Source organism: Sphaerisporangium sp. NPDC005288, from assembly GCF_040607475.1.
Classification (GTDB): Bacteria; Actinomycetota; Actinomycetes; order Streptosporangiales; family Streptosporangiaceae; genus Sphaerisporangium; species Sphaerisporangium rhizosphaerae.
Window position 1 is genome coordinate 1 of the sequence record NZ_JBEXGT010000026.1, and the last position, 18,566, is coordinate 18,566.

Annotated in this window: 21 protein-coding genes and 1 pseudogene; 10 read left to right on the top strand and 12 right to left on the bottom strand. The window is 68.6% G+C overall.

The features are described from left to right. Positions 1-1,281 (bottom strand): annotated as a pseudogene (locus tag ABZU32_RS23735) (hypothetical protein); the annotation flags it as partial. A gap of 224 nt (positions 1,282-1,505) precedes the next feature. Between ABZU32_RS23735 and ABZU32_RS23740 the strand changes: the two are divergent. The 3 genes from ABZU32_RS23740 to ABZU32_RS23750 all read left to right on the top strand — a co-directional run bounded on the left by ABZU32_RS23740 (position 1,506) and on the right by ABZU32_RS23750 (position 3,599). Next, the gene (locus tag ABZU32_RS23740) at positions 1,506-2,657 is read left to right on the top strand and encodes a site-specific integrase (RefSeq protein WP_354925110.1); all 1,152 of its coding nucleotides are present in this window, start codon (positions 1,506-1,508) and stop codon (positions 2,655-2,657) included. Between the two features lie 361 nt (positions 2,658-3,018). Beyond that, entirely contained in the window at positions 3,019-3,354 is a 336-nt protein-coding gene (locus tag ABZU32_RS23745; protein ID WP_354925112.1) for an HNH endonuclease signature motif containing protein, read from the top strand. Then, on the top strand, positions 3,351-3,599 hold the full coding sequence (locus ABZU32_RS23750) for a hypothetical protein (protein WP_354925113.1): 249 nt from the start codon (positions 3,351-3,353) through the stop codon (positions 3,597-3,599). Before ABZU32_RS23745 ends, ABZU32_RS23750 begins: the two co-directional genes overlap by 4 nt. 60 nt (positions 3,600-3,659) lie before the next feature. On the opposite strand, the gene ABZU32_RS23755 is transcribed toward ABZU32_RS23750, so the two are convergent. Then, entirely contained in the window at positions 3,660-4,073 is a 414-nt protein-coding gene (locus tag ABZU32_RS23755; protein ID WP_354925115.1) for a hypothetical protein, read from the bottom strand. Positions 4,074-4,440: 367 nt separating this feature from the next. Between ABZU32_RS23755 and ABZU32_RS23760 the strand changes: the two genes are divergently transcribed. Continuing rightward, a complete protein-coding gene (locus ABZU32_RS23760) occupies positions 4,441-4,575 on the top strand; it encodes a hypothetical protein (RefSeq protein WP_354925117.1) in 135 nt (44 codons plus the stop codon). A 2-nt stretch (positions 4,576-4,577) separates the two neighbouring features. Further along, a complete protein-coding gene (locus tag ABZU32_RS23765) occupies positions 4,578-5,009 on the top strand; it encodes a hypothetical protein (protein WP_354925119.1) in 432 nt (143 codons plus the stop codon). Here the strand turns inward: ABZU32_RS23765 and ABZU32_RS23770 are convergent, their stop codons facing one another. Beyond that, positions 5,010-5,516, bottom strand: a complete 507-nt coding sequence (locus ABZU32_RS23770; protein WP_354925121.1) for a hypothetical protein — start codon at positions 5,514-5,516, stop codon at positions 5,010-5,012. A gap of 97 nt (positions 5,517-5,613) precedes the next feature. Here ABZU32_RS23770 and ABZU32_RS23775 point away from each other — a divergent pair, with 97 nt between their 5' ends. Continuing rightward, positions 5,614-5,988, top strand: coding sequence for a hypothetical protein (locus ABZU32_RS23775; protein WP_354925123.1), 375 nt, complete (start codon positions 5,614-5,616; stop codon positions 5,986-5,988). Positions 5,989-6,155: 167 nt separating this feature from the next. Here ABZU32_RS23775 and ABZU32_RS23780 read toward each other — a convergent pair whose 3' ends face one another. Further along, a complete protein-coding gene (locus tag ABZU32_RS23780; RefSeq protein ID WP_354925125.1) occupies positions 6,156-6,437 on the bottom strand; it encodes a hypothetical protein in 282 nt (93 codons plus the stop codon). A gap of 436 nt (positions 6,438-6,873) precedes the next feature. Between ABZU32_RS23780 and ABZU32_RS23785 the strand changes: the two genes are divergently transcribed. Both ABZU32_RS23785 and ABZU32_RS23790 read left to right on the top strand, forming a co-directional pair. Then, positions 6,874-7,113, top strand: a complete 240-nt coding sequence (locus tag ABZU32_RS23785; protein ID WP_354925127.1) for a hypothetical protein — start codon at positions 6,874-6,876, stop codon at positions 7,111-7,113. Beyond that, entirely contained in the window at positions 7,106-8,089 is a 984-nt protein-coding gene (locus ABZU32_RS23790; protein ID WP_354925129.1) for a collagen-like protein, read from the top strand. The genes ABZU32_RS23785 and ABZU32_RS23790 overlap by 8 nt, the downstream gene beginning before the upstream one ends. Before the next feature lie 479 nt (positions 8,090-8,568). Here ABZU32_RS23790 and ABZU32_RS23795 read toward each other — a convergent pair whose 3' ends face one another. Further along, on the bottom strand, positions 8,569-8,826 hold the full coding sequence (locus tag ABZU32_RS23795; RefSeq protein ID WP_354925131.1) for a hypothetical protein: 258 nt from the start codon (positions 8,824-8,826) through the stop codon (positions 8,569-8,571). Between the two features lie 211 nt (positions 8,827-9,037). Between ABZU32_RS23795 and ABZU32_RS23800 the strand changes: the two genes are divergently transcribed. After that, positions 9,038-9,481: a hypothetical protein gene (locus ABZU32_RS23800; RefSeq protein ID WP_354925133.1), complete on the top strand. Its 444-nt coding sequence runs from the start codon at positions 9,038-9,040 to the stop codon at positions 9,479-9,481. 57 nt (positions 9,482-9,538) lie between these two features. On the opposite strand, the gene ABZU32_RS23805 is transcribed toward ABZU32_RS23800, so the two are convergent. Next, positions 9,539-10,180 carry a hypothetical protein gene (locus tag ABZU32_RS23805; protein ID WP_354925135.1) on the bottom strand — a complete coding sequence of 214 codons (642 nt, stop codon included), beginning with the start codon at positions 10,178-10,180 and terminating at the stop codon, positions 9,539-9,541. Between the two features lie 109 nt (positions 10,181-10,289). After that, positions 10,290-11,534 carry a DUF3987 domain-containing protein gene (locus ABZU32_RS23810; protein WP_354925137.1) on the bottom strand — a complete coding sequence of 415 codons (1,245 nt, stop codon included), beginning with the start codon at positions 11,532-11,534 and terminating at the stop codon, positions 10,290-10,292. Here ABZU32_RS23810 and ABZU32_RS23815 point away from each other — a divergent pair. Next, positions 11,419-13,959 (top strand): helicase C-terminal domain-containing protein, encoded by a 2,541-nt coding sequence (locus tag ABZU32_RS23815; RefSeq protein WP_354925138.1) that lies wholly within the window; start codon positions 11,419-11,421, stop codon positions 13,957-13,959. The genes ABZU32_RS23810 and ABZU32_RS23815 overlap by 116 nt on opposite strands. A gap of 417 nt (positions 13,960-14,376) precedes the next feature. Here ABZU32_RS23815 and ABZU32_RS23820 read toward each other — a convergent pair whose 3' ends face one another. The 5 genes from ABZU32_RS23820 to aroC form a co-directional block, all read right to left on the bottom strand. Then, positions 14,377-15,162 (bottom strand): SGNH/GDSL hydrolase family protein, encoded by a 786-nt coding sequence (locus ABZU32_RS23820; protein WP_354925140.1) that lies wholly within the window; start codon positions 15,160-15,162, stop codon positions 14,377-14,379. After that, on the bottom strand, positions 15,159-15,593 hold the full coding sequence (gene aroQ, locus ABZU32_RS23825; protein WP_354839195.1) for a type II 3-dehydroquinate dehydratase: 435 nt from the start codon (positions 15,591-15,593) through the stop codon (positions 15,159-15,161). The genes ABZU32_RS23820 and aroQ overlap by 4 nt, the downstream gene beginning before the upstream one ends. Positions 15,594-15,723: 130 nt before the next feature. Further along, positions 15,724-16,800: a 3-dehydroquinate synthase gene (gene aroB / locus ABZU32_RS23830; RefSeq protein WP_354925142.1), complete on the bottom strand. Its 1,077-nt coding sequence runs from the start codon at positions 16,798-16,800 to the stop codon at positions 15,724-15,726. Next, entirely contained in the window at positions 16,797-17,303 is a 507-nt protein-coding gene (locus ABZU32_RS23835) for a shikimate kinase (RefSeq protein WP_354925144.1), read from the bottom strand. The genes aroB and ABZU32_RS23835 overlap by 4 nt, the downstream gene beginning before the upstream one ends. Beyond that, positions 17,300-18,478, bottom strand: coding sequence for a chorismate synthase (aroC, locus tag ABZU32_RS23840; protein WP_354839186.1), 1,179 nt, complete (start codon positions 18,476-18,478; stop codon positions 17,300-17,302). The genes ABZU32_RS23835 and aroC overlap by 4 nt, the downstream gene beginning before the upstream one ends. Positions 18,479-18,566: the final 88 nt, after the last annotated feature.

The window sequence follows — 18,566 nt, forward strand, 5'->3', positions numbered from 1 at the left end:
CTCGGCGCGCGGGGCGCCGCCCGCGGGCGGGACGTAGTCGGCCTGGTAGGGCGGGAAGCCGTTGGGAGGCGTGTAGTCGGGGTGCGCGGCGTACTCCGAGGCGGCCGGTTGGGGGCCCGTGCTCGGCCCCGGCCCGGGGAGGTGATGGACGGACGGCACGGCCTGGTGGGGCACCTGGGGCAGGGCCGTCCCGAAAGGCTGCTCAGGGCGCGCGGACAGGCCGCCTCCCCGCCCCGGGAGCTCGCCCGGCGCGAGACCGGTGGGGACGGGGTGGTCGGCGGAGGCCGGGTGACCGGCCTCGGGACGGTAGCCGGCCCGCGCCCCCAGGTCCGGCGCGGCGTACTCGGGGCCCACCGCGTACTCGGAACCCGCCGGGAGATCAGGGCCGGCGGGGAACTCGGGGCGAGCGGGGAACTCAGGGCGGGCGGGGTGACCGGCGCTCGCCGGGTACCCGGGGCCTGCGGAGTGACCGGGATCGGCGGGGTACTCAGGGCTCGGGGAGTAAGCGGGGTGCTCGGGGTGGCCGGAGGCCGCCAGACGGTCCGGATGGTCGCCGCGGGCCGGGTAGTCGCCCTGCGGGACCTGGGCGGGGTAGTCCAGGCCCTGGGTCGGGTACTCCGCCTGCGGCGCCTGCTGGGCGTACGGCGCGTGCTCTGCGTGCTCTGTGTGCTCGGCCTGCCGGGCCGCCCGGGGCGCAGGCCTCGAGGGACGGCGGCCGCCGTGCGCGTCGTCCGCGCCCCGGCGGGGACGGGGGGCCACGAGCTTGTCCGGGACGGGCGCCGCGCCGCGCGCCACGAGCACGTCGTTCGGGCTCAGGGAGCCCACAGGGCCGGCGACGTCCTCACGCGGGTAGCCCTGGGCATGGTCGGACTGCCCGTCCGGATAGGAGTGGGGGTCGGCGTAGCCGTGCTCGTCGGGGTAGGCCTGGTCGTCGGCGTAGTGGTCCTCGTCGGGGTAGCCGTCCTCGGCCGGCACACCTGCGGGCCTGGCGTACTGCCCGGTGCCCGGGTACTGGGGGTACTCGGCGTCCTCGGCCTCGTCGCCGTAGTCCTCCTCCCCCTCGGCGTACTCGCCGCCCGCCTCCGCGTACCCCTCGTCGAGCGTGTCCAGCAGACGCCCGACGTCCTCCATCGGCATGCGGAAACTGGCGGTGCACATCTCGCCCCGCCAGAGACTGAGGACGAGCGTGCCGTCGTGCCAGGTGACCCGGAGCACGCGCTCCTGGCCTCGGGCGTCGAAGAACACCTCACCGAACGACGGCAGTGGGACAACTTCCGACATGGCAGACATAATGTGATTAAACGCCTTCGATGTCGAGTCTGAACTGCGAAGTCATCAGGACCAGCACTCCCCCGTGGTGCAGTCGTGGTGCACAGGTTGTAAGACGCGACCGGCCTGACGTCACGCTTGGTCACCACCTAACCAGGAAGCACCGGATGGATCGACTTAAAGGGACCATATCCGAGCGTAGGCGACGGGACGGATCCGTCGCCTTCAGAGTACAGATGCCCCCCGGCATTGACCCGCTGACGGGAGAAAAGGTAAGGGCGGGTGAGACATTCGACACATATGAGGAGGCATACGTCTGGCAGGTCGAGCAGAACGCCCGCCTGCACTCCACGGTCCCTTCGTCCCAGATCACCCTCCGACAGGTCTACATGCGCCGCCTCGACCGCGCCGGCCTGAAGCAGACGACCAAGGCCGACATGGAGCGGGCGCTGAAGCGGATGCCCGATGCGCTCCTGGACATGGAGATCCGCCGCATCACCCCCGAGCACATCACCCAGTGGGTCACCAGCGATCTCGTCAAGCGCGACTACAAGGCCACCACGATGCTGACCACCTCGGCCTACCTGTCCGGGGTCTTCACCTGGGCCCGGGACAACAACATCGAGACGATCGGCAACCCCGTCAAGGCGTGCGGTGCCAGCCGCCTCATCCGCCTGTACGCCCCGGACGACGACGAAGACGACTACGACGAGTGGTACACCCACCAGTTCGGGCGCGGGCCCGTGTGGACGCCTGAGCAGGTCCGCCACTTCGTCCTCAACGAGGACGCCTACCCCTACCGGGCCCTGGCCGCCTTCGTCGCCCTCCAGGCGACCAGGCGCGGAGAGACGATCGGCACCCGCTGGGTGAACTTCCACCCCGAGGACCGCAGAATCCGGGTGAAGGACAACATCACCTGGACCGGCACGACGGTGTTCGAGAACACCCCCAAGGGCGGCAAACGCCGCTGGGTCATCCTCGACGAGATGGTCCTGGAACTGCTCCTCAAGCACCGAGAAATGCAGGAGAAGGAGAAGGCCGAGTACCGCGAATGGGACGAGGCCGGGTGGGTCTTCACCCGGCGCAAGCACCACAAGAGCCCCGACTGGAAACCCGGGATTCACATGATTCCCACGACCATCACCAGCCGCGTGGGATACGGCAGCAAGAAGTACGGCTTCCCGGTCATCGGCCCGCACGGGCTGCGCCGGACATGGGCCACCATCGCCGAGGACATCGGAGTCCCCCGCAAGGTCCGCCGCGACGTCCTCGGCCACTCCGGGGATTCGATGACCGAGCGCTACACCCGCAGCAGCGTCGAGGAGATCCGCGAGGGCCTAGCCGCGGTCCGCAAGGTGATCTTCCCGGACTGGTCCCCGGGGAGCTGACGGACCTTTCCGAGAAGTCCGCCCTATAGCTCTATGACAGTGGGGAGTGAGGCTCTGGCCTCCTCCCCTTTGTCGTCTCCGGACTTCTCCAGGAAGTCCGCCCTATACAGGTTCGGTAGGGGGCAGAGGAGCGGCGCACCCATTCAGCGCGCTCCAGTCCTCGGCCAACGCCTGCCCGGACTTCTGGAAAAGTCCGCCCTATATGTTCTTAGAGTTAGTTAGTTACTAGTTAAAGAACCCCCTTCGGGGGTTGTACTCACAAACTACTAACTACTCAAGGATCGGCCTACAGGCCGATCCAACTAGGGGTTCTTTCTTCTTCCTAACCACCTCCGTACGTCTCCGACTCACGGAGGTGAGGATGCCCCGAGCACCTTCCAAGTGCCTGGAGGCCGGCTGTCGCCAGCCGGCCAAGCCCGGGAAGCCCAAGTGCGAGATCCACTACGTGCCCTGGTCGGTGACCAGTGCCCGGAACCTGGAGCGGCCCAAGAACGCCGCGACCTTGATACGACGAGCCCGACGCAGAGACCGAGAGCGCTGCTACGTCTGTGGCGGCCCCGGCCGGATCGTGGACCACGTCACTCCAGTCGCCGAGGGCGGCACCTGGGACCAGGACAACCTGCGCTGCATCTGCGAGCGCTGCCACGAGATCAAGTCTCGGCAAGAGGCTGCGAGGGGAAAGGCGCGACGACGATGAGCAACTGCGGCGGTATCTGCGGCACCTGCCCGATCCCCTGCTTCCTCCTGGAGGAGGAAGACCCGAACTTCTTCGAGTCCTTGGTCGAGCGGGGCCCGGAGGGCGACTTCGAGGATCTGTCCGACGACATGGAGGTCTCCGACACCACCGCCCTGGGCTGCGGCCGGTGGGACGACCCATCGGCCGACTGCCCGGTGGACTCCTGTGTCGGCAACTTCTTCTGCTACACCAACTACTCGGTCTGAAACTCCTACGCCAGCTAAGAGGCGAGCAGATCGAAGTGGAGCCGATAAGCCAGCCCTCAGTCAATCAAAGTCGCAGCCTCCATCGCCGAAGTCGCCCAAGTCGCCGAAGTCGTCCACGTCGTCCACGTCGTCCACATACCAGCGTCCATCGCCGCTCCTAGGGTTGGAATCGGCGTTCTCCGTGGAGGCCCACCGATCGGTGCCACAGAAGGGGGCACTGATGGCGATGATCAGTGAACCAATGCCATATAAGGCGACCCACCGTACCGCGAGGATAGCGATGCACACACTAAACGCAAAGTACCTGGAATCCAGCGTAAAGATGTGCCATGCGAAGGCGAGGCCGAGCGCGGCGACACCTAGCAGGACAGCCGCCACAACGAGGTAGAAGATCGCAGCAGACAGCCGCTTCGTTATGGGCCACGTCTTTGCGGGCGTTAGTAACGCGTCATTTGTCGGCACATCCAATGACATACGCGGATGCTACGCCACCCGTCTCCCATTTGCGCTACCCGCCGGGTGCGCATCACCTGTCCTCGGCAGTCCACAGCAGTGCCGTCGCTCGATCTTACAAGTGACCAGATCAGTGACTTTCAGAACCCGCACGCGAGAATCGTTGAGAGGTCTACAGCGTGGACTCGACCTCCTCGATCGAGGGCAGCGCCAGCCGCCGCGTTCAGCGGGTCCACCGCTCCAGCAGCATCGTGGGCTACGGCTACCGGTCTTGATCACAACAAGGGCAGTCCGCACAGAAACCGAGCCAGGGGCCGGTGGGTGCGGGCATGGTGCGCGCGAGGGCGGGTTCCGCGCACCGATACTTCTTTCTTCTATCTGAGGGCTGGTGAACATGGCGGCGAAGCACGCGAAGCCGAAGACCGACACGCCTGAGCCGGAGGCCAAGGACGGCCAGGAGGCCGAAGCCCCCGAGGGCTTCGAGCACCGCTCGACACGAGCCCGGTACCCGCGGAAGGACTAGCGATGGCAGGCCGCGGCCCGGCCCCCAAGGAGAACGCGGTCCGGCGCAACGCCGTTGACCTCTCCCACCTGGAGGGCGACGAAGACGTCCCCGACCGGCTCAAGAAGCTGTTCAAGCGCGACGGCTACTCGGTAGCCACCCAGCGCTGGTGGGACACCTGGGTCGAGTCCGACCAGGCCGAGTCGTTCAAGACGACCGACTGGATGCGGCTCCAGATGCTCGCGCCTCTGGTCGAGGCGTACTTCCGCCGGCCGGGCCACAACGCCCTGGCCGAGATCCGGCAGAACGAATCGCTCCTCGGTGCGACGGTCACCGACCGCATGCGCCTGCGGATGAACCGCAAGGACAGCGAGAAGGCCGGCTCGGACAAGCCGGACACGCTCCCCGAGAACGTCGCCGACTTCGAGCTGTACCGGTCGCTCGGCGGGGCCTGATCAAGACTGAAGCTCTCGCATTTCTGTTCGAGCTTTGCGTAGTTTCTCGACCTTCTGCCTTGCCTTCTCGGCCTCGACTTGGCCGTTGTACCAGGCGGCTTGGAGCTTCGGGAACCATTCACCGATCTTGTCAGGGTTCTTGAAAATGTAAACAACCATGCCAGCGACAGCAGTACCCCCGGCACCCGGCAGCAACACCTCCAGGCTGAGTGGGGAGTTCATCGAGATGCGGTCGAGAATTGCAGAGTTCTCGTGGCTGGCCTCATCGCGCACCATCGCCTTGATCTGTCGGAGTTTGACCCTCTCCTCAGCAAGGGAATTCACTCCCTCGCCAGGTGCTGGCGGGGTGCCGACTACGCGCTCCGTAGGCCCGAACCTGGGCGCCCGCGACGCCTCCCTCACGGCATGCGCGATGTTGATCACGCGGATGAGGTCATTAAGCGTCGTCAGAAGATCCACGACTTCACCCAACGAGGGCAGCCCGTAGCCAGGCTCTCTGATGGTCACTTCAAGCCTGCTATCTGCGCGGGTCCGTTGCTCAACCGATAAATCCGTCACAAATTCCAGATCGTAGTGCCCCCGGAGGGCCGGGGGGTGATGTCCTGTGCAGAGCGGGAACCTCCCCGAGGGAGTCCCCCACCCCACGCGAAGCCTGGGCTACCAGATCCTCCGCTGGGCCGAGCGGTACATCGTCCAGCCGGACGGCGAGAACGCCGGCCAGCCGTGGCAGTTCACCGTCGAGCAGAAGCGCTTCATTCTCTGGCTCTACGCGATCGATGATCGCGGCAAGTGGCGCTACAGCACCGCCTGCCTTCGCCGGTCGAAGGGCTGGGGCAAAACCCCGGTCCTGGTGGCCCTGGCCGTCATCGAGTTCATCGGCCCCTGTCGGTGCTCGCACTTCGATGAGAACGGCTTCCCGGTCGGGAAGCGAGTGGGCCTGCCCGGACCGGTTTCCAGGGTGTCCTGGCCTCCGTCCTGATCTCCGTCGGCACGGCGCTGACCGCGATCCAGCTCGAAGCCGACCTCGACTGGCGACTTCTGGGCCTGTCCCTCGGCCAGGCCGTGCTGACCGCCGTCATCTCGTTCCTGCACAAGGACAACTCCGAGGGCTCCGACACCACCGAGTGACCACTCAGGACCTTTCGCTCACGGGGTGCTTTGAGGGTACTTCCCGTCCTTCTCGAAGGCACCGACAGCATTCATCAAGGACGTCGTCAGCGTCGCTATGCCGACGAATGTAGCCGCCCCCCAAGCGACAGACACGTCCCCGGAAAGGTCGAAGCCTTCCCTGGCAACGATGAACGCCATCTCACCCATAACCAGGGAAAATAAGACGACTATAATCACGCAGAGAGTTACTCGAAGCTGCCTAGACACTCGACATCCCATTCGATCATCTGGGTCGAGGATGAAGTGAAGAATGAGCACACGCAAACCTCGACCCCTCGTCGGGGCATGGCTACCCGTCATTGATTGCGACAGGCAGCATGGGGGTAGCTATAACCGTTTTGCTACCAGGAGGTCGTTGGTGGCCGTCTTCTACTTCCGTGACAGACTTCCGCTGCTTCTGCGCTCAGCATAGCGAGGAAGGTTAAGGAGTGCACGCTGAACTCCGGGGGCCTCCTCAATCCAAGTGATGGGACCTGCTGGACCGTCCAGCCAAGACAGCGCTTCGAGTAACCCACGCAGCGAGAAGAAAGAACTCGACCCTCGCCCTTCGGGGCGGGGGTTTTCTTCGTTCTAGGGAGGACCCCGAGTGGCGGGGAGCTACCGCTTCAAGATTGACCAGGGCGCGACCGTACGGCGAGTCCTTCGCTGGCTCCGCTCCGCAGAGCCCGTAGACCTCAGCGGCGCCACGGCCCGCATGGAGATCCGTGCGACGGCCGGCGGGGCGCTGCTGCACCGGCTCGACACCGTCAACGGGGGCCTCACCCTCGGCGGCTCAGACGGCACGATCCTGATCTACATACCCGCCGACGTCTCCTCGGCATGGACGACCTTTCAGGGCGTCTACGACCTGGAGGTGGTCATGCCCGATGGGACCGTTGTCCGCCTGCTTCAGGGCTCGGTGGCCATCTCTGCGGAGGTGACGACCGGTGAGTGACGTCATCGAGATCGCGAATGACGGGATGCTCTCTTTCGAGTTCCCCGAGGAGATCGAAGTCGTAGAGGCCGGCTACCTGCCCGCAGGTGTCGGCGTGGGCCCGAAGGGCGATCGAGGCTACAGCGCCTACGAGATCGCCGTGCAGGGTGGCTTCGTCGGAACACAGACCGGATGGCTCGCGTCCCTCAAGGGTCCGGCCGGCACACCTGGTACGCCTGGCGCCCCCGGCGCACCGGGGCCGGCGGGCGCTGATGGGGCTCCCGGCCCGCAGGGACTACCCGGAATCCAGGGACCCGCCGGGACCGCAGGCCCGAAGGGCGATACCGGATCGCCAGGAGAGCAGGGGCCTCAGGGCTTCACTGGGGCTGACGGCGTGGACGGTGTTGACGGTGCGACCGCATACGAGCTGGCCGTGGCTCACGGCTTCGTGGGCACCGAGACCGAGTGGCTTGCCTCCCTTGTCGGCCCGCAGAGACCCAAGGGCGACCCTGGTGACCCCGGCTCGGGTGGCGGTGGCGGTGTGATCGTTCGCAAGAAGAACGCCTACATCACCTCCGGCAGCCTCAACCCCATCCCTGGAACTGGCCGCGGTATCTGGACCACGCTGGCTGGTTTCGAGATTGCGATCACCGCGCAGGCCGGCGACTGGGTGTCCATCAGGCCGTCATTCATGTGGAAGCCGATCGGCGACACCTACCTCGACATCGGGGTCATGGTCGGTTCCTCGGTGGTCCGCTACCTCTCCTCCGGCAACTCCGTGGCTGCCCTGGAAGGCGACCCCGCGCTCTATCCGGTCAGCGGCTTCAAGACGCACGGCTACGACAAGGGCTTCTTCGTGACGCCCGGCGACCTCGACAACGGCACGATCCGTTTCGTCCTCTCCTGCTCTGGAGCCGCTACCGGCATCCTCTACGCCGAGGCCGACTACCCCTTCTACTGGGAAGTCGAGTCCATTACGGGCGCTGTGCCCGGCTGACAACGAGCCCTCCCTCTTCCGACCGAGGGATTTTGTCATTTGAATTGCTAAACTGGTGGAGCGTAAGCTTTGCCCGAGACCTTCTTAACGGACCACCTGTGACAACTCTCTCCGGGAATTTCTCCAGCTAGTTTCGGGGTATCGCCGGGAATCAAATCACCTTGCAATTGAATCATGCCCCAACTCGTGGCCGGCCGTGCAATCCAATAAGCAGGGCTTAGAGACAAGAATCCATCTCCATACGAGCCCTCCATGGCAAATTTCCCCGGAGGGAAATTATACGAAGTCTCTGCGATTGCATGGAAACCAAACGTCGCAACCACCGTACCTGTGTCATCACGAAGTTTGATCACCAGCGTTAAGCCCGTCAGCCCTTGAGAGCAGCGATACAGGCCCTTCCAAGTCGTTTATGTTGTGCCCCTCCGAGAGAGCCGCAAGTCCCCCGGTCGTCGGACCGGGGGCTTTCGTCGTTTCAGGGGTCAGTCGTACGCCAGGTGCTCGAAGCACTTCATGGCGAGCTTCCGGTTGGGGAAGTACCGGGTGCGGTGCGAGTCGGGGCTGTTGCCGAAGTGGGACCGCTGGACGAACCAGCGGCCCGATCCGCCGGCCAGGGTGAAGGTCACCGTCCCGGCCCCCTCGATGTCCCCGTCTTCGCTGTCGAAGTAGCGAACCCGGGCCCCCTTGCGGTCCTGGGGAATGTCCCGCTTCCAGGCGAGCGCGTCAGGCTCGTAGGTCATGATCCGGCACGTCGGCGCGTGTCGCGCTCGCCGGAGTGAACAGGGTTCGGCGGTGGCTCCTTGGCCATGTTGAACGTACCCTCCATGTCGGCGGAGTTGAGAAATAAGTCGCGAAGTGTGTCACCTGGTGGCCGATATGTGAACTTCAAGTCGAAACGATCAAGAATCATGAAGCGCTAACATGTGGGCAGTTACGAGCGAAAGGACCCCGGTGGAAGAAATACGAGACGAGAAGTGGGAACTCGAAGAGGCAGACCGGGAGGAGATGAGAAGATATCTCCAGATTGAAGATCCCGCCCCTGCTAGTGGGCCCTTGGATTTGCTGGATGTCTTGAGCGCACTTGGGGGCCCTACCGCCGCAGCCACAGTTCTCGTCACCTGGCTGCGCAACCGGAAGTCGAAGATAAAGCTGAAAATCACCAACAAGGACGGAACGATCCTGGAGTTCGACGCCGAGGGTGCCGAAGATCCCGTAGCTATGGCTGAGGCTTTGGCCATGCAACTGCGCACCACGCGCAGTCTTGATCTCGCGGATGGTGAGCAATACCTCGACCTAGCCGCCGCATACAACGAGTTGCACCAGCTAGCAGGCGAGCTAGCTAGGGAGCGTCTGCATTCCGGGCCAGCTACGGAAGATGGGACAGAGCCTCAGTAACCGCGATCTAGACGGGTTTGTTCGCATGGGACAGACGGCAGAGCGTCTGAAGGTTGGTCAGTTCCCTGGGCTGAAGATGTCGCCGCACATGCCGCACAGCAGTGCGCCCTGCTCGATCTGCTTGGGGGTGACCTGGATCTTCCGTGCCGGAACGCAGCCGCAGGCCACGGCCTGACGCTGACCCGCTCGACCAGTAGCCGCGGCGACCCCGGTCACGGCCATCGGGAGGTGGCCCACCTTGGCCTCATCCAGGGCCCGGATCGTCTCTGCGTACTCCTCGGCCGTCGCCTCGGTGACGGTGCAATCCGAGTACCCGAGCGATGAGGACGGCGTCTCCGGACGCCTCAGCCCCATCTCCTCGGCCAGGGTCGCGAACTTCGCGTTGTGGTAGCGGTTGCCCGACCGCGACGTGTCCTTGATGCCCCGGGCAGGCGCCAGCGAGTGCGCCGCCTCGTGGAGAACCGTCTGGAGCACAGGGGCCGCGCCCTGCGCCAGCAGCTCCCCCGCGATGAACAGCTCGGGAGCCGCGCCATCAGCGAGCTGCCAGCGCTCGGGCCAGTGGTGGCCCCAGCGCATCCGCCTGCCCTGGGCGGCCGTGCCGGTGATGAGCACGGCGTCAGGCACCTCTTCGTGCCGGGCCTGTACGTCCTTCCACATGGCTTCCAGGGCCGTGATGATCCGGCTGCCCGCGTCGGGCATGGCTGTCTCCTCTCTTGGCGTGTCCACGCCAGGGATGTGAGTCGGCGGCCGAACGGCCTTGACCGAGCGCGAGCTGGGGCCCGCGCGCGATCAGGGGTGTTGGGATGCCTCAGACGGCGACGGCCAGGCCGTCCGTGACCTGGGCGGAGTCCTCAAGCCAGGTGAAGAGGGTCGCGGGGCGTCCGCCTTCGCTGCGCATCTTGCTGGTGCGGATCTGCTCGCAGCTCTCGACGATGGCCCGGATCTCGGCCGCTCGAACCCGCTGGAATCGGCGAGCAACCTCGGTGGAGGTCACAGCCGACTCCCCGGCCTCGCGGATGTACGCGACGATGCGCGCGGGGATGTCGCTGCCGTCCGACTCGGCCTCAGGCAGGGTGTACGTGACCGTCTCAACCATGTACTGCACCAGGGCCAAGGCCGCGTCGAAGTCCTCGACCTTCAGCTCGGTGCGCTTGTCGGCCAGGCAGTACAGACCGGCGATGCGGATCATGTACGCCATGGCCCGCTCGGTGTACTGGCCCAGCTCCTCGTTGCCGGTGGTGAGCCCGTCGCAGATCTCGCGGTGCTTAAGCTCGAAGATCTCGGCGACGTCGGCGGGCACCGTGATGTCGGTGACCTCCTGGGCGAAGTTCACCATGGACCGGAAGCGGTTACCCAGCATCTTGATCGTCTCTTCGGAGTTCTCGGCGCTGAACACCGGGAGCTTCTTCGATCGGGTGACCCAGAGCGGGAAGAAGCGGTTGTACGTACCGCCCGTCGCGTCCTTGGACCCACTGATCGCGCCCCAGTTCTTCGGCTGGACATGGCCGACGATCGCGACGTGGGGCTTCATGATTACCAGGTCCGTCTGGCTGGTCTTGTGGTTGATCGTTGACCCGTCCCACGCCTTGCGGAGGTAGATCCCGATCTTCGTGTCCCGCTTGCTGTTGGAGATGAACGAATCCATCTCCTCCTCGATAAACAGCACCGGGGAGGCGACGTTCCGGATCGAACGCTCCGACAGCTCCCCGGCGAAGCCGAGGCCCGTGGCGGGGCAGCCATAGACGCTCGCACACTGGCCCCAGAAGCGGGCAGGCGAACGGCGGATCGCCCTTGACCCCCCGAGACCCGGCCCCGCCAGTCTGCCACGCCGTCCGCGACCGGGGTTCCGGAATGCCGAGATGGACCCGGAACGCGCCGCGGGTCGGCTGGGCGCTCCGGGCACGGCGACCCCCGTGGGGCCGGTAGCGTTGCATGCCGTGCTCGACGACTCCCTCAGCGCCCTCGAAGGCGTCCCCGACGACGTCACCGGCCACGCCCCCGGCCGCACGACCGGCCACGCCCGCGACGCCGCCGCCCCCGGGGAGGACGGCACCGGCGGGGACGACCTGGACGGACACGACGCCGGGTACGGCGGGCACCCGGCGTCCGGCGCGGACGACTCCGGGTACGGCGCGGACGACTCCGGGGAGGAGTTCGAGAACTCCGAGGACTCGGAGGAGGACTTCGAGGACCTCGAGGACTTCGAGGAGGAGGAAGACCTGCCGCCCGTGGGCGAGCTCCTGCGGGCCGCGGTCACGGGTGTCGGAGGAGCCGAACGGCCTGGCCAGGTCGCCATGGCGGAGGCCGTCCGGCACGCCATCGAGCACGACGAGCACGTCGCGGTGCAGGCGGGCACCGGTACGGGCAAGTCCCTCGCCTACCTCGTGCCGGCGGTCAGGCACGCCATCGAGTCCGACAGCGCCGTCGTCGTCTCCACCGCCACCATCGCCCTCCAGCGCCAGCTCGTGGACCGCGACCTGCCCCGGCTCGCCGCTTCACTGGCCGACCATCTGCCCCATGAGCCACAGTTCGCCATCCTCAAGGGCAGAAGAAACTATCTCTGCCGCTACAAGCTGACCGCCGCCTGGCCGGACGACGAGGGCGACCAGCTCTTCGACCCGCGCGAGGTCAGCGCCACCGGCCGCATGGTCCAGCGCATCCAGGAGTGGGCCGAGGAGACCGAGACCGGCGACCGCGACGAGCTGGTGCCCGGGGTCAACGAGCAGGCGTGGCGGCAGTTCTCCGTCAGCGCCAAGGAGTGCCTGGGCGCGCAGCGCTGCCCGAGCGGCGCCGAGTGCTTCGCCGAGCAGGCCAGAGAGCGCGCGGGCCAGGTCGACGTCGTGGTCACCAACCACGCGCTGCTGGCCATCGACGCCATGGAGGAGTTCGCCGTCCTGCCCGACCACGACGTCGTCGTGGTGGACGAGGCCCACGAGCTGGTCGACCGGGTCACGAGCGTCGTCACCGACGAGCTGTCCGACGTCACGGTCTCGGCGACCGTGCGCCGCGTCGGGCGGCTCATCGAGCAGGGCGTCGCCGACCGCCTCCAGGAGGCGGGTGAAGATCTCAAGGCGCTGCTCGCCGCCGCGCCGCCGGGACGGCTGGACCAGCTCCCGCAGGTCCTCGGCGTGACGCTGTCGGTCCTGCGGGACGCCGCGTTCGCGTGCCTCACCGCCATGGGGTCTCGCGGCGGGGACGGCTGGGGCGGCGGGCGCGACAAGGACGATCCCGAGACGGCCGGGCAGCGCAAGGCGGCCTTCACCGCGCTGGACGACGTGCACGACACGGCCGTGCGCATCCTGGACGCCTTCGGCGGCGACTCCGAGGTCGACCGCGCCGAGGTCGTGTGGCTGGAGGGCGCCACCGAGCGCCGTCCCGCCGTGCTCAAGGTCGCGCCGCTCAGCGTCGGCGGGATGCTCCGCGACAAGCTGTTCGCCGACCGCACCGTCATCCTCACCAGCGCCACGCTCGCCCTCGGCGGCACCTTCGACGGCATGGCCCGCCAATGGGGCCTCGGCCCCGCCCGCCCGGCCGCCGCCCCCGACCGTCCCGCCGGCGAGGAAGATCTGCGGCCGGCGCCCACGGCCGAGAGCGGTCCGGCGCGATCGGCCGCCGAGCGGCAGCAGTCCTCCGAGACGGCGGAGCGAGGTCCCGACCGGCAGGGCGCCCCAGGGCAGACCCGAGAGCCCGGCCAGGAGGGCGCCCCTGGCCAGGGCCGAGAGCCCGGCCGGCAAGGCGCCACAGGGCAGGGCCGAGGGCCCGGCCATGAGGGCGCGCCAGGCCAGGGCGAAGGGCCGAAGCGCAAGGCGTGGACCGGCCTGGACGTCGGATCGCCGTTCGACCACGCCCGCAGCGGCATCCTCTACATCGCCCGGCACCTGCCCCAGCCGGGCCGTGACGGTCTGCCCAAGGAGTACCTCGACGAGATCGCCGAGCTGATCGAGGCCGCGGGCGGGCGCACGCTCGGCCTTTTCTCCTCCATGCGGGCCGCCAAGGCCGCCACCGAGGCGCTGCGCGAACGGCTCGGCGTGCCGCTGCTGTGCCAGGGCGACGACTCGACCTCCCTGCTGGTCAAGCAGTTCGCCGAGGACCCGGCCACCTGCCTGTTCGGCACCCTGTCACTGTGGCAGGGGGTCGACGTGCCCGGCCCCTCGCTGAGCCTGGTGATCATCGACCGCATCCCGTTCCCCCGGCCGGACGACCCGCTGGCCTCGGCCCGCCAGCGGCACGTGGCCGCACGCGGCGGCAACGGGTTCATGGCCGTCGCCGCCACCCACGCGGCCCTGCTGCTGGCCCAGGGGGCGGGGCGGCTGCTGCGCGGCCAGGACGACAAGGGCGTGGTGGCCGTACTCGACCCCCGCCTCGCGACCGCCCGCTACGCCGGCTTCCTGCGCGACTCGCTGCCGCCGTTCTGGGCCACCACCGACCCCCAGAAGGTCCGCGCCGCCCTCCGCCGCCTCACCAGCACCCCGTCATAGACCCCGCCCCCACCCACCCAACGACGACCCCGGCGCGCCTTCCCACGACGCCCGCCGCAAGCCCGGACCACACGGCACACGCACCGCTCCGCCGTTTCAGAGCACAGAAGAGAAAGACGCGCCCGATCGGCCCGCCGCCCTGCGTCACCGTCCCGCCCGCACCCGGGACGCGGCGGCGGCGAGAAGCAGGACGGCGGCACCGGCGCCCTCCTACAGCGCCCAACGCGAGAACAGGCGGAATGCACGTCTTTCCCCATCAAGCGCACAAAAGCGACGGACGTGCCCAGCCAGCCCGCCGCCCTTCGTCACCGTCCCGCCCCCACCCGGGGCGCCGCGGCGGCGAGAAGCAGGACGGCGGCACCGGCGCCCTCCTGCGGCGCCCGACGTGGGAACGGGCGGGATGCGTGCCTTTCGCCGTCAGGCGTACGGTTCGAGGTCCGGACGCTTGGGGGTGACGGTGTCGCCCGAGGAGGTGCCGCGCAGGCGGCGGCCTACCCACGGGAGCAGGTGCTCGCGGACCCAGAGCCGGTCCTCGCGCAGCTTGGCCCTGCGGTCGACCTGCTCGCGGGGCGGCCAGATGTGGCGCCAGTCGTCCTGCGACGGCACCCCCAGTACCTCGCAGACCTTCGCGGCGACGAAGCGGTGGCCCTCGGCGTTCATGTGCAGGCGGTCCTCGCTCCAGGCCCGCCAGTCGCGCAGCGCCTGCATCGACCACTGGTCGACCAGGTGACAGCCGTACAGGTCGGCGATGGACCGGACGTGCAGGTAGAACACCGCGCACCGGCCGCGCACCTGGCGCATCAGCGGCGTGTCGCGCGGGTCCACGCCGGTGAACAGCACGACGTCGGCGCCGGCACCGCGCAGGTCGCGGACGGCCCGCGCGAGGGTCTTGGCCATGCGGTCGGGGTCGGCGCCCGGCCGCAGCAGGTCGTTGCCGCCCGCGCACAGGCTGACCAGGTCGGGCTTCAGCTCGATGGCGGCCGGCACCTGCTGCTCGACGATCTGGTCCAGCAGCCTGCCACGCACGGCGAGGTTGGCGTACCGGAAGTCGGGCCGCAGCGCGGCGAGCCGCTCCGCCACGCGGTCGGCCCAGCCCCGGAAGTGCCCGTCGGCGCCGGGGTCGTTGAGCCCTTCGGTGAAGCTGTCGCCGATCGCCGCGTACGAGGTGTACGGGCTGCCGGACGGGTGCGGTTCCGTCGTCACCGTGCGTCCTCCGCGATGGCGCGCAGGGCCAGCTCGTAGGAGCGAAGCCCGAACCCGGCGATCGTGCCCGTGGCCACCCCGGCGACGACCGAGGTGTGCCGGAACTCCTCGCGGGTGGCCGGGTTGGTGATGTGCACCTCGACCAGCGGGGCGGTGCGCTGGGCGATGGCGTCGCGCAGAGCGTAGGAGTAGTGGGTGAAGGCGGCGGGGTTCAGCACCACGGGGATCGCGCCGTCGGCGGCCTCGTGGAGCCAGGAGACCAGCTCGGCCTCGTCGTTGGTCTGCCGGACGTCGACCGACAGCCCGAGCTCCCTGCCGGTCTGGCGGCACAGCGCCTCGAGGTCGGCGAAGGTGTCCGCCCCGTACACCTCCGGCTCGCGCGTGCCGAGACGCGACAGATTGGGACCGTTGAACACGAAGACCGTTCTCATCTCACCTTCGCCGCCTGCTCGTACCCGTCAACGCCGCCGCCGAGTTCGGTACGCGGATCGGCACGCTTCCCGCGAACCCCGCCGTCCTTGGCCGAGCGACGCTGCGAGCGTGTCGTCCGCGTACCCGCCGTCATCGCGCGATCTCGCGGAACGCGGCCTCCAGCAGCTCCTCCGAAGGATCCTCCAGGCGGGTGACCTCGGCCACCTCGTCCAGGATCACGAAGCGCTGCCGGGCCCCGCGGTTCTTCTTGTCGACCCGCATGTGGTCGCGCAGCTGGGACCACACCTCTGAGCGGTAGGCCGTCGGCAGCCCCACCGAGGCGAGGATCGAGCGGGTGCGCTCGACCAGCCCCGCGGGCGCGTGCCCCGCCAGCCGCGACAGCTCGGCGGCGTAGACCATGCCGATGGACACGGCCTCGCCGTGCCGCATGCGGTAGTCCTCGACGCGTTCGATGGCGTGGGCCAGCGTGTGGCCGTAGTTGAGGATCTCGCGCACGCCCGACTCGCGCAGGTCGGCCCCCACGACGTCCGCCTTGACCTGCACCTTGCGCTCGATCAGCTCGCGGGTGTGCCGGCCCTCGGGCGTCCGCGCGCCCTCGGGGTCGTCCTCGACCAGCAGCAGGATCTCCGGGTCGGCGATGAAGCCGCCCTTGATGATCTCGGCGAGACCGGCGACGTAGTCCTCCCGGGGCACCGACACCAGCGTCGCCAGATCGCACAGCACCCCGGCCGGCGGGTGGAAGGAGCCGACGAGGTTCTTGCCCTCGGGGGTGTTGATGCCGGTCTTGCCGCCCACCGCGGCGTCCACCATGCCGAGCAGGGTGGTGGGCACCTGCACGACCTTGACGCCGCGCAGCCAGGTGGCCGCGACGAACCCGGCCAGGTCGGTGGTCGCCCCTCCGCCGACGCCGACGACGGCGTCCGTGCGGGTGATCCCGTGCCGGCCGAACGCCGACCACAGCTCGGCGGCCACGTCGACCGACTTGGCGCGCTCGCCGTCGGGGACGGGCAGCGGCACGACCGTGTGCCCGGCCGTGGACAGGGCGCCGCAGACCGGACGGGCGATCTCGGGAAGGCCGGCCGGATGCACCACCGCGACCGTGCCGACGCCGTCGCCCAGCAGGCCGGGCAGCTCGGCCAGCACGCCCGTGCCGACGACCACCTCGTAAGGGCGCTCGCCCTTGACCGTGATGCGGGTGCTCGTCATGCCGGCAGCCCCTTGACGATCTCGTCGGTGATCTCTTCGGGCGTGCGGCCGTCGGTGGCCACGATGAGCGAGGCGAGCCGCTCGTAGACCGGGCGGCGTTCCTCCATCAGCCGCTTGAGCTGACTGCGCGGGTTGAGCACCAGCAGCGGGCGGGCCTGCGCCAAGCCGACGCGCTGGACGGCGTCGGCCAGGCCGACCTGCAGGTAGACCACGGGGTGCCCCGCCAGGAGCTCCCGGGTCGCCTCGCGCAGGATGGCGCCGCCGCCGAGCGACAGCACGCCGTCGTGCTCGGCGAGCGCCCGGCGCACGGCCTCGGCCTCCAGCTCGCGGAACCGCTCCTCGCCGTCCTCGACGAAGACGTCGGAGACAGGCTTGCCGGCCACGGCCTCGACGTCCTCGTCGGTGTCGCGGAAGCCGGTGCCCAGGCGGCCGGCCAGCAGGCGGCCGATGGTGGACTTGCCCGACCCGGGCGGGCCGATGAGCACAGCTCTGGGAGAGGTCACTTGATCACCATCGACGACAGGTAGCCGGAAAGGTTGCGGGCGACCTCCTCCACGGAGTCGCCACCGAACTTCTCGACGGCCGCGTCGGCGAGCACCAGCGCGACCATCGCCTCAGCGACGATACCGGCGGCGGGGACCGCGCACACGTCGGACCGCTGGTTGATGGCCTTGGCGGCCTCGCCGGTGCGCACGTCCACCGTCGACAGCGCGCGGGGCACCGTGGAGATCGGCTTCATGGCGGCGCGCACCCGCAGCGGCTCGCCGTTGGTCATGCCGCCCTCGACGCCGCCCGCCCGGTTGGTGATGCGGCGCACACCCTCGGCGGTGTTCTCGATCTCGTCGTGGGCCTGCGAGCCCCGGCGGCGCGCGGTCGCGAAGCCGTCCCCGACCGCCACCCCCTTGATCGCCTGGATGCCCATGAGCGCCCCGGCCAGGCGCGAGTCCAGGCGGCGGTCCCAGTGGACGTAGCTGCCGAGCCCGGGCGGCAGCCCGTACGCGATCACCTCGACGACCCCGCCGAGCGTGTCGCCGTCCCTCTTGGCCGTGTCGATCTCGGCGATCATCGCCGCGCCCGCCTCGGCGTCCAGGCAGCGCACCGGACTTTCGTCCACGGCGGCCAGATCGCCGGGCATGGGGATCATGCCGTCCGGCGCGTCGGCCGTGCCGATGGACACCACGTGGCTGACGATGTCGACGCCGAGCGCCTGCTTGAGGAAGTTGCGGGCGACCTGGCCGAGGGCCACCCGGGCGGCCGTCTCGCGGGCGCTGGCCCGGTCGAGGATGGGACGGGCGTCGTCGAAGCCGTACTTCTGCATGCCCGACAGATCGGCGTGCCCGGGACGCGGACGCGACAGCGGCGCGTTGCGGGCCTGGGCGGCCAGCAGGTCGGGATCGACCGGATCGGCCGCCATCACCGTCTCCCACTTGGGCCACTCGCTGTTGCCGACCCTGATCGCCACGGGGCTGCCGAGCGTGCGGCCGTGGCGCAGGCCGCCGACGATGGTCACCTCGTCCTGCTCGAACTTCATGCGCGCGCCGCGGCCGTACCCGAGGCGGCGCCGCGCCAGGGCCTGCTCGACGTCGGCGGTCGTGACCGCCACTCCGGCGGGCATCCCTTCCAGGATCGCGACGAGTTCAGGGCCGTGGGACTCACCTGCGGTCAACCAGCGCAACATGATGACAAGTCTTCCATGCACGGCCCACTGCCCTCACCCCGCCGTCCACCATGTGATCACGCGCCGCTCACGGACCGGCGGGACCAGG

Coding starts and splice junctions, on each gene's coding strand:
- ABZU32_RS23805 (WP_354925135.1), bottom strand. CDS start 10,180: ATGCCCGACGCGGGCAGCCGGATCATCACGGCCCTGGAAGCCATGTGG.
- ABZU32_RS23745 (WP_354925112.1), top strand. CDS start 3,019: ATGCCCCGAGCACCTTCCAAGTGCCTGGAGGCCGGCTGTCGCCAGCCG.
- aroC (WP_354839186.1), bottom strand. CDS start 18,478: ATGTTGCGCTGGTTGACCGCAGGTGAGTCCCACGGCCCTGAACTCGTC.
- aroQ (WP_354839195.1), bottom strand. CDS start 15,593: ATGAGAACGGTCTTCGTGTTCAACGGTCCCAATCTGTCGCGTCTCGGC.
- aroB (WP_354925142.1), bottom strand. CDS start 16,800: ATGACGAGCACCCGCATCACGGTCAAGGGCGAGCGCCCTTACGAGGTG.
- ABZU32_RS23750 (WP_354925113.1), top strand. CDS start 3,351: ATGAGCAACTGCGGCGGTATCTGCGGCACCTGCCCGATCCCCTGCTTC.
- ABZU32_RS23740 (WP_354925110.1), top strand. CDS start 1,506: ATGCCCCCCGGCATTGACCCGCTGACGGGAGAAAAGGTAAGGGCGGGT.
- ABZU32_RS23795 (WP_354925131.1), bottom strand. CDS start 8,826: ATGACCTACGAGCCTGACGCGCTCGCCTGGAAGCGGGACATTCCCCAG.
- ABZU32_RS23755 (WP_354925115.1), bottom strand. CDS start 4,073: ATGTCATTGGATGTGCCGACAAATGACGCGTTACTAACGCCCGCAAAG.
- ABZU32_RS23765 (WP_354925119.1), top strand. CDS start 4,578: ATGGCAGGCCGCGGCCCGGCCCCCAAGGAGAACGCGGTCCGGCGCAAC.
- ABZU32_RS23785 (WP_354925127.1), top strand. CDS start 6,874: ATGGAGATCCGTGCGACGGCCGGCGGGGCGCTGCTGCACCGGCTCGAC.